Raw genomic sequence first — 14,454 nt, forward strand, 5'->3', positions numbered from 1 at the left:
CTATTCCTTTCGACGCAGCGTTCGGCCCGCGAGTGCGGTGACGACCTCTTTGGCCAGTGCGGTGGCCCACAATTCCGTGCGTATCAGCTTCGCAATAGGTTGGGGATGAGTTACCGGAGACGAGTTGCGAGGAACGGCGGCAAGCGTCCGAGCGATGACCTCGGGGATGCCGCCGAATGCGATTCTGCCGGCGATAAACGCGTCGACGGCGACCTGGTTGGCCGCGTTCAGGGCGCAGGTAGCAGCCGGGCCCGCCTTCAGCGCCCGATACGCTAGCTGGAGGCACGGGAAGCGGTTGCGGTCAACCGCGAAGAACTCGAGTCGGCCGACCCTGGCCAGGTCGAGAGCACGGGCCAGTGAAGGGGAGCGGCCGGGCCAGGTCAGACAGTACTGGAGCGGCAGACGCATGTCAGGCGATGACAGTTGTGCAAGGACAGAACCGTCGTTGAACTCCACCATTGAGTGGACGATCGACTGCGGGTGGATGACCGGCACGACCTGCTCCGGCTTGAGGCCGAAGAGCCGGCAAGTCTCGATGACCTCGAGTCCTTTGTTCATGAGCGTGGCCGAGTCGACCGTTATCTTGCGGCCCATCGACCACGTCGGATGCTTCAGGACGTCGGTGAGCCGCGCCCGCTGAGGGAGACCGGTCCTCCAGAACGGTCCGCCTGATGCCGTCAGGATAACGCGCCGCACGTCGGACGTGTCCGGGTCCGCACCCTGTCCTTTGTCCTTTGTCCTTGGTCCTTTCCCGGAGAGGCACTGATGCACGGCGGACAACTCCGAATCAATCGGCAGCACAGCGCCGCCGTACCTGTGCGCCAGCCGCATGACCGGCTCGCCGTAGCCGACCAGAATCTCCTTGGTGGCAAGCGCCACCTTCTTGCCGCGTTCGAGCGCCCCGACAACCGCCAGGAGGCCGGCCGTGCCCGACATGGCCATGATCACGACGTCGGTCGAACGGTCGGTCGCCGCGTCAATCAGGGCGGCCGGACCCCACTTTACATCAACCTGAGAGCCGAGCGTCCGGCGAGCGGCCTCACAGGCATGGTGGTCGCTCAAGACTACTTGCTTCACACCAAACTCCCTGGCTTGGTCGCAGATGCGCCGGGCCGACCGGTCAGCCGCGAGCACGCTCACCTCGAACCGGTCCGGAAGGTGGCGGATGACGTCCAGAGCCGAGCGGCCGATCGAGCCGGTCGACCCGAACAGCGCGATGCGCTGTCGCCTCATATGAGGGCCTCAAGCAGGGCGAGGTCTTCCGGCGCGGTGAGCTTGATGTTCGTCCGGGGACCGTGAATCCAGATGGGGTGGACACCGATACGCTCGATCATTTCGCAGTCGTCGGTCACGGTCAATCGTGCCTTGCGGGCGGCGTCGTGGGCCCGGCGCAGCAGTTCGAGGCTGAAGAACTGCGGGGTCTGAACCGCAAGCAGCCGGCTGCGGTCAACGGTGGAAATGACCTCGCGGCCGGTGACTTGCTTCAACGTGTCGGTCACGGGATGGCCGAACGTCGCCGCCCCGACCTTCCTGCAGGCACGCAGGCCCTTTGACAGCATGCCCGGATGGATGAGCGGGCGAACCGCGTCGTGGACCGCAACAAAGCCATGTGCCGGCAGTGCCGCGAGACCGGCCCGCACTGACTCGGCCCGCGTCTCACCGCCGCGCACGACGGCAATCAGCTTGTGAACGCCATGGCTGCGGAGCGTCTTCCGGACGAGCGCCATGCGCCGCGGCGGGCCGACAACCACGAAACCGGATATCATCGGGCAGCGTTCGAAAGCCTTGACGCTATGGATCATGACCGGTGTGCCGGCCAGCGGCACGAACTGCTTGTAGCCACCGTACCGGTTCCCCTGACCGGCAGCTACAATCAGGCCGTAGTTGGTCGGTACCCAGGACGACTTCGGGCGGCTCGACGTACCGGCGGTTCGTGACGCCCCGGATCGGACTTTGGTCGGATTGATGTCTGTCTTCCTCAGGCTAGCGCTTGAAGTAGTCGATCTTCATCGCCTCGCGCACCAGCGCCATGGTCGCGGCGGCTACTTCGTATGCGTGGGACGTGCCCTTGCTCAGGATGTCCCAGACCATGTCCGGGTCTTTCTCATAGACGGACCGGCGCTCGCGGATCGGGGCGAGGAAGCGGTTGAGCACCTCGACCAGCATCTTCTTGCAGGGGACGCAGCCGATGGTGCCGGCCTTGCAGCGCTCCTCGATGTCTGGCCGGGCCTCGGGATTGAACACCTTGTGGTACGCATAGACGACGCAGACGTCGGGGTGGCCATGGTCGGTCGGGTGGATGCGCGCCGGGTCGGTCAGCGCGGTCGAGACCCGGCGCTTCACTTCCTCAGGTGGGTCCGATAGATAGATGGCATTACCCAGGCTCTTCGACATCTTCGCGTTTCCGTCCAGGCCGACAAGTTTGGGCTGGAGCAGGCCCTCGGGTTCCACCAGCACCTCGGCGTAGGTGGCGTTGAACTTGCGGACAATCTTCCGTGTCTGTTCGATATGGGGCGCCTGGTCCTCGCCGACCGGGACGAGGTGGGCGCGACAGAAAGTGATGTCCGCGGCCTGGCTGACCGGATAGCCGAGGAACCCGTAAGGCATCGACTCGCCGAAATTGTACTGGGCCGCCTCGGACTTGATAGTCGGATTGTGCGACAACTGCTGGACCGTCACCAGGTTCGAATAGATGACGGTAAGCTCGGCTATCTGCGGGATCATAGACTGGATGAACAGGGTCGCCTTGGACGGATCAACGCCGCAGGCGAGGTTGTCCATCGCCACGTTGAGCACGTTCTGGCGCAGCATTTCAGGATGGTCGAAGTGGGTCGTTAGCGTCTGCACGTCGGCGATGATGACGAAAGTGTCATACTCGTCTTGCAGCCGGGCGCGGTTGGCCACCGACCCGATATAGTGACCAAGATGCAGTGCGCCGGTCGGGCGGTCGCCGGTCAGAATCCGTTTCTTCAACATCGGCGGATTATACCGACCGCTGAAGGCCAATCAAGCGGGGCTGGCTCGCCCAGAACCGATATTGAGGCCACGAAAGCCTCAGAGAAACTCGAAGTTCGAAGTCCGTGCTGTCCGACGGTGCGGGTTTTGTCATTCGGGTTTGTCCTCCGAGGTTCCTGTCTTACAGTGCGCGTCTTCGTGGCTACCGTATCTATCTCAGACGTCGTCGTCGGGAGGAGGGGAGAAGTCGGGGTCGGGTTCGTAGCAAGTCTTGGACGCAACCTGAGCCTCAACCCCGCCGAGTCCGACCCATTTCAGATTCAGGATTGGTGATTTCAGGTTGCCGGGTTGGAGTCCGATTCACGTGCGCCGTTTCCGATTGGGAGCGGAGCGGGCGCGCCTGTGTCGTTTCCGATGACTTCTGCTCGGCCGGTATCGCAGGCCGAGCCGTTCGGCTTGACAGCGAGTCGGTTTCATATAATGTGGCTTCAAGTTCGAACCGAAAAGGAGCCAACATGAACCGTAAGATTGGAGTTGTCGGCGCCGGCACAATGGGCAACGGCATTGCCCAGGTATTCGCCATGGCCGGGTACGATGTCACCCTGAATGACATTGACCAGAAGTTCGTCGACAATGGCCTGAGCGCGGTCAAGAAGTCGCTGGCCCGGATGGTCGAGAAGGCCAAGTTGACCCAGGAGGCTGCGGACGCAGTGATGTCCCGCATCAAGCCCAGTCTCGACCTCGCCTTACTCAAGGATTGCGGCCTCGTGGTTGAGGCAGCGACCGAGAATCAGAAGCTGAAGCTGGAGCTCTTCGCCAGGCTCGACAGTTTGTGCGGGCCGGACACGATCCTCGCCACGAATACTTCGACAATCTCAGTGACAGCCATCGCCGGCGCGACCAGGCGGCCGGGCAAGGTCATCGGCATGCACTTCATGAACCCGGTGCCGGTGATGCAACTGGTCGAGGTCGTGCGCGGCCTCGGAACTCTGGCTGAAGTTACCGATGCAGTTGTGTCACTGTCGAGGGAGTTGGGCAAGACGCCGGTAGTCGTGAACGATTCGCCGGGATTCGTGTCCAACCGGGTCCTTTTGCCGATGATAAACGAGGCGGTGTTCTGTCTCGAATCCGGCGTGGCCGACAAGGAGGCCATCGACACGGTGATGAAGCTCGGAATGAACCATCCCATCGGGCCACTGGCTCTGGCGGACCTGATTGGTCTTGATGTATGCCTTGCCATCATGAACGTGCTGTACAACGACCTCGGTGATTCCAAGTACCGGCCCTGCCCGCTGCTGAAGCGGATGGTGGCGGCCGGGTACCTCGGGCGGAAGACGGGCAGAGGGTTCTACGAGTACACGAAGTAGGGAGGAGGGAGAAAGAGAGCAAGGGAGGGACGGAGGCAGGAATTCCGAAACTGCTCTCTTCCTGACTCCTCTCTGACTCCCTCGTCTATGGAAGCCGCGGCTGCGCGTAAGGTACTCTCCGTATCTCAGGTCAACCAACTGGTTGCCGGGATGCTGGGCGAGTACTTTTCCGACGTGTGGATAGAAGGAGAAGTGTCCAACTTCAAGGCATACCCATCAGGTCACTTCTACTTCGCCCTGAAGGATGAGGGTTCTCAGTTGTCGGCCGTCTGTTTTCGCCACTCGGCCCAGCGCCTGAAGTTTGAGCTGGAGGATGGGATGCAGGTGGTGGCACACGGCCGGCTTGAGGTCTATCAGCCTACCGGCAGATACCAGGTAATCCTCGACACGATTGAACCCAAGGGCCTGGGTGCTCTGCAGAAGGCGTTCGAGCAACTCAAGCGCAGGCTGGAAAGGGAAGGGTCGTTCGCGCCCGAACGGAAGCGGCCGCTCCCCGCGCTGGCGCGGACGGTCGGTATCGTCACGTCGCCTTCCGGCGCGGCAATCCATGACATGCTGAGGACGCTGCGCGTGCACAAGGCGCAGGTCTTTGTTCTGCTGTACCCGGCCCAGGTGCAGGGTGAAGGGGCGGCTGAGCAGATAGCCGAAGGCGTGGCCGCGCTATGCGCCCGGCCCGAGGTCGACGTCATCATCGTCGGCAGGGGAGGAGGTTCGATTGAGGACCTCTGGCCGTTCAATGAGGAGGTCGTGGCAAGGGCAATTGCGTCCTCGCGCGTGCCGGTGATATCCGGGGTCGGGCATGAGACGGATTTCACTATCGCCGACTTCGTGGCCGATGTCCGCGCGGCAACTCCAACCGCCGCCGCCCAACTCGTGGCGAGGCCATGGGAGGAGCTTGAGACCCGGCTCAAAGATCTCGCGGGGCAACTGCTTGAAGCAACCGAGCAGGTCCTGTTCGAGAAGCAGCAGGCGATCGATGAGTTGGTCAGGCATCGGGCGTTCGATCTGATGGCCGCGCATCTGGCTGAGCTCAACCATCGGGTCGAGCGGATGGCGGGTGCTGCCGAAGGAGCCGCTCGCGCAAGACTGAGAGATGCTGTGGCGGCCCTGACCGCGCTGGACCGGAGCCTTAACGGCCTGAATCCGGTGGCAAGGATCCTGCGCCAGAGGGTCACGTTGCAGGCTCTTATTGCCAGGCTGGAGAAGCCGACGCTGGCGTTCATGTCCCGACAGAACGTTCGGCTCGGTCAGGCGGGGGCCAGACTCGACGCGCTGAGTCCGCTGGCGAGCCTTGGACGGGGCTACTCAATCTGTCTTAAGCCCGACGGTTCGATTGTGAGCCGAATCGGACAGGTCGAAGCGGGCGATGGCGTTCGTCTCAGGGTATCTGATGGTTCCATTGACTGCCGGGTAGAGAGAACCGGCGAAACCGGTGCCGGAGGTAACTAGACTATGGCAAAGAACGAGAAGCCGAACGAGGCCGTCGATTTTGAGAAGGCGCTGGACGAGTTGGAGAGCATCGTCAAGCAGTTGGAGGCAGGGAACCTGGCGCTCGACAAGTCGCTGGCGCTGTTCGAGCGCGGCGTGCAGCTTGCCCGGGCATGCAAGGAGAGGCTGGCCGAGGCCGAACTGAAGGTCAGCCAACTGGTTAAGGACAAGCAGGGGCTGTTCGCGGAAGAGCCGTTCAAGGAAGAACACTAGGACGAGAATTCCCAATTGCCAATTACTAATGACCAACGGACCGAGACAAGCATGCGGCTCTGTTCACTGGTCACTTGTACCTGGAATCTGGTAACTCTCACCGATTCAGCTTGACACCGGGGTGGAATCGGGTAGAAGTATACCGAGCAACACGCCGTGCCGGCAAAGGAGACATGAATGCGCTGTGAGATTGACCGTGGCATCTTCGCGGAGTTGCTCGCCGGCGTAACCAACGCGCTGCCGAGCAAGTCCGCCTATCCGGTTCTGAACAACATCACGCTGGAGGTAAGCAGCGGCAAGCTGGCGCTCGCCGGGACCGACCTCGATACATACGTGCGCCGGACATTCAAGCTTGAAGGCGCGTCGGAAGACGGCACCGTCGTCGTCCTGGGCCGGAAGCTGGCTGAAATTGTCCGCGAGATAAGCGCACCGACCGTCACGCTGTCCAGCAAGGAGCGGAGCCTCAGCCTCGAAGCCGGCAAGGTGAGGGCGTCGCTCGTCAGTCTTGACCCATCCGAATTCCCAGAGGTCCCGAAGCTGCCAGAAGGCGTGACGATGGAGTTCCCGCTTTCGACCTGGTTCGAGCTTTTCGAGACTGTGTCGTTCGCGGCGTCCAAAGATGAGTCGCGGCCGGCCATGACCGGCATCAACTGGGAGGTCTCCAAGACCGAGAGCCGGATGGTCGGCACCGACGGGCACCGTCTGGCATATGTCTGCCGGAAGGGCAAGTTCGCGGGCAAGCTGAAGGTCATCGTCTCGCCCAAGTTGTTTCCCCTGTTCCCGCGCGGCGAGGAGAACTTCACCGTGCATATGGACCCAGCCAAGATCGGGTTCGTATTCCAGAACGCGACTATCATCACGCGACAGATTGAGGGGCCTTTCCCGGATTACGAGCGAGTGATACCCAAGGGCTATCCGGCCCGGGCACTCATGGATCACGACGTCTTTTCGGCCGCCCTGCGCCGGGCCGCGGTTTTCGCGCATCCCGTCGGCCGGCTGGTCGCGCTCGACTTCTCAAAGGGCAAGCTCGGTCTGAAAGCCGAGACCCCGGACGTGGGCCGCAGCGAGGAGGAAGCGGAGTGCAGCTACACGGGCGAGCCGGTGCGCATCGGCTTCAATGCCAGCTACATGCTGGAGATTCTCCGCCGGCTGCAGTCGGACAAGGTCGCGGTCGAGCTCTCCAACCCGCTGTCGGCCGGGCTGTTCAAGCCGGTTGATGAGAAGCCGGAGACCGAACAGACGTTCCTGTTGATGCCCATCCGACTTGACTAGGGCCTCGCACACTGACGCCGGGTGGGTTCCGGCCCGGACATGATGAGGCTGGGGTTTCTCATTCTGTCGTGCGCCGTTGTGCTGCTCGCCTGCCACGACAACGAGAGCGGCGTCAATCCCAACTACAAGGAGCCGACCATCTGGGGCTTCCTGGTACGGGCTCAGGACTACGACAGCACCGACGTCGAGGTAATCGACTGCGACGGATTGCGGATGGTACCGACCGTACTTCTCAATGGCAGGCGGGTTGAGGCCTACTCTTACACACCCAATGAGTACCAATATGGCGACGACAGCGTGCTTGGCTCATGCCAGAAGTACGAACTCAATGTCAAACACTACTGGGGCACGGGCTTCTGCCACGTGGTAATGCCCGGCGACTTCCGTGTCACCCGTCCGACCGGTAACTACTTACTTCGCAAGGACTCGACGTTGGTGGCGACCTGGAGCGCATCACAGGGAGCTGAGTGGTATTGGCTGAGTATCTACGTTGACTACGCCTACTATGATACGACCGGCGATACCATGGACGAGTACGAATTCCAATTCGAACTCGACACGCTCGTCTGCAGTACCAGCATCGCGATGCTCCCCGACCGTCTGTTTCCACCGGTCGTGGGCGAAGTGCTCAATGGTGACGGCAGCGTGAGGGTGTGGTCCGGGTTTGGCCCTCCTCTCGAACCCGGTGATCTCGGTAACGTCCGCGGCAACGCGGTCGGATTTGTTAATGCCTGGAACGAGCCCCCCGAGCGAGACTTCTATATCGGCTCGCCCACCTTGACCCGGCGACTACCCGACAACCGGGAGATGCTTGAACGACTGAAGGCCAGGCTCCGCGCAGCCAGGAGTCGTTAGGCCGACCAACCCAATGGTAAAGACAACCGCCCGACGGACGATTCTGGGTCTGCTGCTTTTGCTGCCGCTGCTCGTGCTTGCGAAGTCCTACTACTACCCGGGAGTGACAACCGATATCAGACTGCAGTCCGACGGCAGCGCGCGAGTCCTGCAGGGACGGACCTACGCGTTCGAAGGCAGTTTTTCCTGGGCCGACCTCGACCTCAAGAAGCAGGGCGCGTCCGACATCCGCCTCAACCGGCTGGCCATGCAGACCGCAGCCGGCTGGCAGGAACTGGCACCCGAGGTGTCGAACACCAGCCGGTCGCTCTACCTGCGCTGGGGATACTCGGCTCAGGACGAAGAACGGACGTTCCTGATTGACTACACGGTCGGGGGCGCAGTGAGACGCTACGATGACGTAGCCGAGTTCTATTGGAAGGTGATAGAGGATGCCCACGAGCCGATTGGCCGCATACACGTCAGGGTTGTTCTCCCCGGTCCTTCGCCGAGCCTGTTCAAGGTCTATGTCCACTCCGCGGCGCGCCCGGGCAAGCTGAGTTTCTCTCCGGCGTTCGATACGGCATACATCGACCAGGAGGGGATACCCGGAAACACGTTTGTCGAGGTGCGGGTGCTTTCGAACCCGAACTTGTATCCGCAGACTACGCAGATTCCGCAGAAGAAGTATGAACAGCAACTGGCGGAAGAGAAGAAGAACTTCCTGGCCGCGACCTTTCGCAGTCACTTCTTCATCCCGCTTGGCCTGTTGCTGATTCTCTTGCCGGTGGCGCTGCTCATTGTCTTCTACTCCCGGTTCGGGCGGGAACCCAAGCTCGACTACCAGGCCATCTACGAGCACGAGCCGCCGCGCAAGGCCCCGCCGCTCACCGTGCCGTTCATCCTGCACCAGAGCCCGGCCAAGTCGCAAATGACTCAGGAGCTGTTCGGCGGCCTCATGGCCACGCTGCTGGGCCTGGCCCGACAAGGAATCGTCTCGGTCAACGAGGTGAGACAGGGCCACAAGACCAGATACGAGTTCCACCTGGACAAACCCGACAAAGTCGAAGGGCTGTCCGAGTTCGACAAGATGGCGGCCGAGTACCTCTTCGGCGTGTTCGGGGGCGGCGGGAACGTGCTGACCGAAGACATGATAAGGGACTATGGCCGGTCCCATCCCACGACCATCAGTGGGATGCTATCGCGCCTGTTCGACTCCGGTCTCGACTGGTGGCATAAGCAGCTTGGCGTCGAATTCACCGAGGCCGCGAGCCGACGGGCCTACGCCCTGTTTGGCGTCCTTGCCGCGGTATTCCTCATCCCCGGTTCCTGGCTGCTGGTCGGCGGCCTGGCAACGGTCGCGCCGGGGTTGACTGGCGCGCGGTTCCCATTCACCATCGCGGCAGTTGTTGTCTGCGGCATGGTCTACCTTCTCGCCGGCCGCGTCATACTCCGCTGGGACCCGACCGCATACCTCGAACACAAGCGCTGGCAGAACTTCAAGAAGTTCCTCAAGGACTTCTCGGCCATCGAACAGGCGCCGGTCAACCTGCTCGCCATCTGGGAATACTACTACGTCTATGCCGTTGCTCTGGGCGTGGCCGAGGAATTCCTCAAACACGTGACCAGGCTGGCCGAGCAACGGGGAACCGGTCTCGCCCTGCCGCTCTGGTACATCGGAGCCAGCGGCATGCCCGGCGGCTCCCTGGCATCCTTGAGTGACGGCTTTGCCGGTTTTGGAGCCTTTGCCTCCAACATGAGCAGCATGATGACGTCGTTCTCAACCGCGTCGACGACCGGCGGTGGTTTCTCAGGCGGTGGCGGCGGGGGCGGTGGCGGCGGCAGTTCCGGGGCCGGTTGAGCCGGATTCCGGCACATCGCCACTGAGACACCAAAGCACAAAGAGGTTCCGGGATCCGAGCCACCGGGGAATCTGCGTGACCTGCGAATAGATCCGTTCCGGACCTTGGCGGTCCCATTCCGGGTTCCGGGACTGCGGTTTGGATTGACTATCGTCCGATTCCGGTATACAATGACGTGACAATCTGGAGTCGGAAAGGCTTTTCAGACGTAAGTCGGGGGCGATTGGCTTCGACGGAGTGCCTGAGGAGCCAGAGTGCATGGCGAGGTTCCTCGGTTACCTCGTAAATCCCGACCGGGGAAACACAGCTGCCAATAACAGCTACGCACTGGCTGCCTAACTAATGGAGCCCCTTGACCCGCGAGCTCACCCGGCGCGAAGTCAGGGTATATAAGGGTGATCTGGGTTCCGGTTGTGTCTCAGGGCCGGAATCCGAGAATCGCTGGGGCTGGGTTCACCGCGCCTGTCGGTCGGCTAACGGTGCGCCGAGAAATATCGACTGACTAACCATGTAGTTCGCTGGCGCCGAACTCTTCGGACGCGGGTTCAATTCCCGCCGCCTCCATGTCAGCAACGGGCGGTTGCCGCGAAGGCACCGCCTTTTGTTTAGGGGTAAGGGGCCGGGGGCAGGGACGAGGGACGACGGACGGCTATTCGAGCGAGATCACGCCGTAGGCTTCGTCGATAGCCCGCTTGATGCCTTCGAAGGTGAAGGACATGGCGGCCGTGGGGCCGACTTCGGCCAGTGCGTCCGGCACGATGCTTTCACGGTTTGTTCGGACCACCATCATCCGCTTGTCCATCGCGATGGCCGTCTTTATCTCCCACGCCACCCATTCGTTGGTGGCAGTGTTGTCGCCCACGACACAGAGGAATCCGGTCGCCGACTTTATCTTGCCGATAATCTGGTTCTTGAGCGACGTTGCCGCTTCGCTCTCCAGCGGCATGGCCGGGCGCTGGTCGTTGACAACGACGTGCGCGAAGTCGGGCATCTTCGCCCAGGTTTGCAGTATGTCCCGGTAGTAGCCGTCTTTGTCGTAGTCGTAGCTGACAAAGAGCACCTTGCCGCGGGGTTTCTCTTCTGCGGGCTTCGGGCGCATTGCCGGGCGCGGCCTGGCGAAGCTCGTGGCCGACGGCGCTTCCGGTCTCGGGCTGGGGCGCTGTTGAATGACTGCCTTCAGGTCTTCGTAGGCCTGATCCCAGCCGCGGCCGTGAAAATCGATGTACGGCTGGGATACCATGTCCGGCGGCAACGCGGAGCCGTCAACCCTCGCCGGGAGCACCCTGACGCGGCGGCCCCTGATGTCTCTGATCGAAACTGCGCCCAGTTCCTGTTTGACCCATCGCCAGGAGAGCGAAGAAGCGGAAATGAGCGGTATGACGAAGTCCACGGGTCGGACCGATTGGGCCAGCCGGTTGACGAGCAGTGCTCCCGCCGACATGTCGATCTCGTCGACCCATGGACTAATCCCATCCCGGCGCAAGGCGCCCGACAGCTTGCGGGCGAACCGGTGGTCTGCGTAGTTGAACGGAATAACGACATGGGGCTCGGCAGCGGCCGGCCGTACGATGCCCGCAGGATCAGCGTTCATCGGGACCCCGGTGCGGCCACTGCCTCTGGTCGCCCGGCTCGTGCCGGGTACCTTTGCCAATAGTCCGGCGCATTTGTCCACATGGTAGCAGACGGGATTCCCATGTCAAGCGGTCGGGCGGGATTGAGTGTCGGGTTCCGGGGCCGGCTCGTGCTCGGTAACGGTCCGGGCCGCGGCAAGCACGCCTGCAACGCTGCCTTTGGCGTCCCAGTATACGCTTGCGTTGAACAAAACGGCGGTGAGCCTGCCATCCCGGTGCTTGATGGTAAGCGGGTAGCCAGTTACCGAGCCTTCGGCGATGACCCGTTGATAGCCGGAACGGGCTTTGTCCGGTTCGGTGAAGTGGCCCGCAAAGTCGGTGCCGACGAGTTGTTCGCGCGGCACTCCGGTCGCCTTGACCGTAGCTTCGTTCACGTCGGTGATCTCGCCGTCCGCGTTGATTGCCATCAGGGGGTCGGGGGACAATTCAAGCAGGCTCCGCGCATATTGGGCGACTGCGGCCAGGCGCTCCTCGGCCTGCCTGCGTTCGGTGACGTCGATTACCGAAGTCATCATGTACAGCGGTCTTCCATCCGCGTCTCTTCGCAGCGAGGTAGCCATGTCACCCCAGACGACCGTGCCATCCTTGCGGATGAACCGCTTGACGATTCTTGCCGAGTCCTTTTCTCCGGAAAGCAATGGGTCGATAGCTCTCTGAGTCAGATCGATGTCTTCAGGGTGGGTGACGTCCTGCCACCTGAGTTGCTCCAGTTCCTCTTTCGTATACCCAAGCATCTCGACGAACGCCCAGTTCGGACGGAGCTCCCCGGATGGAAGAGTCAGGGACTTACCGATGGGTGAGTGGTCGAATGCAAGCCTGAACCTTTCCTCGCTCTCGGACAGCGCCTGCTCGGCCTGTTTGCGCTCGGTCACGTCGCGGAAGACCGCGAACGAACCGGCGAACCGTCCGTGGGCGTCGAGCCAGGGCGAGGCAGTGACGACCGTGATTCGCCTGGTCCCGTCCGGGCGGGTGATTTCGAGGTCGTAGGAATCGGTATGACCGGCGCCTCGCCGGGCGGTCTGCTGCCGCACTATCTCGGTCTGCTCGGCGTCGAGGAAGTCAAGCAGGTTACGGCCAATGAGACCGCCGCGCGGCACTCCGAACAGCTCATCCGCGGCGCGGTTCGCGAAGAAGAAACGCTCAGCCGCGTCGCTGATGCCGATGCCCTCGCCGATCTCGGACACCAACCGGCGATAGCGTTCTTCGCTTTCGGCCAGCGCGGTTTCGACCCGCTTGCGTCGGGTAATGTCTCGGACGAGTGCGGCGAGGCCGACCACCTTTCCGGCGGCGGATCGTATCGGGCTCCAGTCGAACTCGTACCATGTGTCGGTTCCGGGCTGGGGCTCGACCGTGGTGAAGCTCTCACCGGCCAGGGCCCGGTCGAAGCCGCGCCGCACCGCTTCCTTCACCGTCGGGATGTTGATGACGTCGAGCGGACACATGCCCCGTTTGATGTCGACGCCATAGAGTTTCTTCATCTCCAGTCGGTGGCTGGCGTTGAAGGACGTGTAGCGGTACTTGCGGTCAAGTGTGAGAATGTGGGTGTCGGTCGGGCTTTCAATCAACGCCTTCAGGATAGCGTCCTGCCGGCGCGCTCCGGCGTCGGTCCGCCTCGGCGTGGAACGTCGCTTCTTAACTGGCATGATTACTAACCTCCTGTCTGCCCGCCGGTGGAACGGCGGCAGCCGGCTCGGGCAGGCTCACGCTGGCCGTGCGCACTTCTTCGTTCACGGGTTGAACCCGAGTCGTTCTCGCTTGATGTCTTCGACCGCCTCTTTCCAGTCCTGCTGTTCGCCGTAGCGATAGCCGATGTACGCCCCGCGCAGAGTCCCGCCGAGGGAGAAGGCAATCAGCGGCAGGTCGAGGGTGAAGCCGTCGTGCCGGATGATGATGGTGTCCCATGCGTTCGGATGGAACACTATGCTCCGGACAATCGCGGTGGCGAGCAGGCCGACGCTGGTCCCGACCACCCAGCCTGAGGACACGCCGAGGAACGTGCACAGCGTCCGGTTGGAAGCCGGCATCCGCTGGCGGACCATGAGATCGGCAATCGGGTCGCCGAAGAAGTCGTATCCGGCGACGCCCTTCCGTTTTGCCGTCTCGGTCAGGCTGCGGTGTGCCTGGGAGTTGCCAAGCAGGATTCCGGTGCCGGCACCGACTGCGAGTCCGGCTCCGGCGTCGGCAGCATAGGTTCCCTGATTCACGTCGTAGATGTCAACCGAGTAGTGATACCAGTGCTTGGTGTCGGTCAGACAGTCCGATATCAGCAGCGACTCCGGCTTGCTTTCCACGAAGCTGATAGCGCTCATTGCCCCGATTGTGCCGCCGCATCCGAGGCCGCAGGCTACGCCGGTCAGTCCGTCCACGACGCGACTTGTCCATGCGGCCGGCGGCGGCGGGCTTACGGGATAGGCTTCGGTGGCCACGGGTCTTTGGCCGATTCCCTGCCAGAGGTCGAAGTACTTCGCCTGCCCGCCCGGCAATGCGGCGAGTTCGGGAACGATGTCCTCGAAATGGTCCACATAGTAACCGATGCGCCGGAATTGCTCTTGCGTGATAGGGTACTGCTGCGCGGCCTGAGCTGAGTCCGCGGTAATCTTCAGCAAGTACGTGCTGTCCGGCATCCTGAGAAAGACCGCGGATGTGAAGTCCTCGACCCCGGGGAACAGGTGGAACGAGCGGCTCGCCCGCGCGTGAATCTCGGTGCCGAGGCGCGGGCTTACGGCTACCACAACCGCGGTGTCATGAACCGGAGGTAAGGGTACTACCCCCGTATGATGACTGTCCCCAGGTTTGGTCGCGGTCAGGGCTGCCAGCAGAAGGATGAACATG

Annotated in this window: 12 protein-coding genes and 1 other RNA gene; 7 read left to right on the plus strand and 6 right to left on the minus strand. The window is 62.2% G+C overall.

All coding sequences use genetic code 11. From position 1 onward, the window contains the following. The 3 genes from dxr to trpS are packed head-to-tail and all read right to left on the minus strand — an operon-like array spanning nt 1 to nt 2,976. Nucleotides 1-1,233 (minus strand): 1-deoxy-D-xylulose-5-phosphate reductoisomerase, encoded by a 1,233-nt coding sequence (dxr, locus tag VMH22_07085; protein ID HTW91460.1) that lies wholly within the window; start codon nt 1,231-1,233, stop codon nt 1-3. Beyond that, nucleotides 1,230-1,982, minus strand: a complete 753-nt coding sequence (gene ispD, locus VMH22_07090) for a 2-C-methyl-D-erythritol 4-phosphate cytidylyltransferase (protein ID HTW91461.1) — start codon at nt 1,980-1,982, stop codon at nt 1,230-1,232. The genes dxr and ispD overlap by 4 nt, the downstream gene beginning before the upstream one ends. Before the next feature lies 1 nt (nt 1,983). Continuing rightward, nucleotides 1,984-2,976: a tryptophan--tRNA ligase gene (trpS, locus tag VMH22_07095; GenBank protein ID HTW91462.1), complete on the minus strand. Its 993-nt coding sequence runs from the start codon at nt 2,974-2,976 to the stop codon at nt 1,984-1,986. Nucleotides 2,977-3,470: 494 nt separating this feature from the next. Between trpS and VMH22_07100 the strand changes: the two genes are divergently transcribed. From VMH22_07100 to ssrA, 7 genes are all read left to right on the plus strand, one after another. Beyond that, nucleotides 3,471-4,322 carry a 3-hydroxybutyryl-CoA dehydrogenase gene (locus tag VMH22_07100; GenBank protein HTW91463.1) on the plus strand — a complete coding sequence of 284 codons (852 nt, stop codon included), beginning with the start codon at nt 3,471-3,473 and terminating at the stop codon, nt 4,320-4,322. 87 nt (nt 4,323-4,409) lie between these two features. Then, nucleotides 4,410-5,771: an exodeoxyribonuclease VII large subunit gene (gene xseA / locus VMH22_07105; protein HTW91464.1), complete on the plus strand. Its 1,362-nt coding sequence runs from the start codon at nt 4,410-4,412 to the stop codon at nt 5,769-5,771. Between the two features lie 3 nt (nt 5,772-5,774). Then, nucleotides 5,775-6,023: an exodeoxyribonuclease VII small subunit gene (locus tag VMH22_07110; protein ID HTW91465.1), complete on the plus strand. Its 249-nt coding sequence runs from the start codon at nt 5,775-5,777 to the stop codon at nt 6,021-6,023. A gap of 177 nt (nt 6,024-6,200) precedes the next feature. Further along, complete coding sequence (gene dnaN / locus VMH22_07115; GenBank protein ID HTW91466.1) at nt 6,201-7,295, plus strand: DNA polymerase III subunit beta; 1,095 nt, start codon at nt 6,201-6,203, stop codon at nt 7,293-7,295. A gap of 21 nt (nt 7,296-7,316) precedes the next feature. Next, complete coding sequence (locus VMH22_07120) at nt 7,317-8,150, plus strand: hypothetical protein (GenBank protein ID HTW91467.1); 834 nt, start codon at nt 7,317-7,319, stop codon at nt 8,148-8,150. A gap of 13 nt (nt 8,151-8,163) precedes the next feature. Further along, on the plus strand, nt 8,164-9,990 hold the full coding sequence (locus tag VMH22_07125) for a DUF2207 domain-containing protein (GenBank protein HTW91468.1): 1,827 nt from the start codon (nt 8,164-8,166) through the stop codon (nt 9,988-9,990). A 216-nt stretch (nt 9,991-10,206) separates the two neighbouring features. Beyond that, nucleotides 10,207-10,558: a transfer-messenger RNA gene (ssrA, locus tag VMH22_07130) on the plus strand. An 82-nt stretch (nt 10,559-10,640) separates the two neighbouring features. Here ssrA and VMH22_07135 read toward each other — a convergent pair. The 3 genes from VMH22_07135 to VMH22_07145 all read right to left on the minus strand — a co-directional run bounded on the left by VMH22_07135 (nt 10,641) and on the right by VMH22_07145 (nt 14,453). Continuing rightward, complete coding sequence (locus VMH22_07135; GenBank protein ID HTW91469.1) at nt 10,641-11,582, minus strand: toll/interleukin-1 receptor domain-containing protein; 942 nt, start codon at nt 11,580-11,582, stop codon at nt 10,641-10,643. Between the two features lie 105 nt (nt 11,583-11,687). Continuing rightward, nucleotides 11,688-13,265 carry a PAS domain S-box protein gene (locus tag VMH22_07140; GenBank protein HTW91470.1) on the minus strand — a complete coding sequence of 526 codons (1,578 nt, stop codon included), beginning with the start codon at nt 13,263-13,265 and terminating at the stop codon, nt 11,688-11,690. Between the two features lie 84 nt (nt 13,266-13,349). Beyond that, nucleotides 13,350-14,453, minus strand: a complete 1,104-nt coding sequence (locus VMH22_07145) for a hypothetical protein (GenBank protein ID HTW91471.1) — start codon at nt 14,451-14,453, stop codon at nt 13,350-13,352. Nucleotide 14,454: the final 1 nt, after the last annotated feature.

Source organism: bacterium (assembly GCA_035505375.1).
Lineage (GTDB): Bacteria > Hydrothermota > Tepidihabitantia > Tepidihabitantales > Tepidihabitantaceae > UBA2258.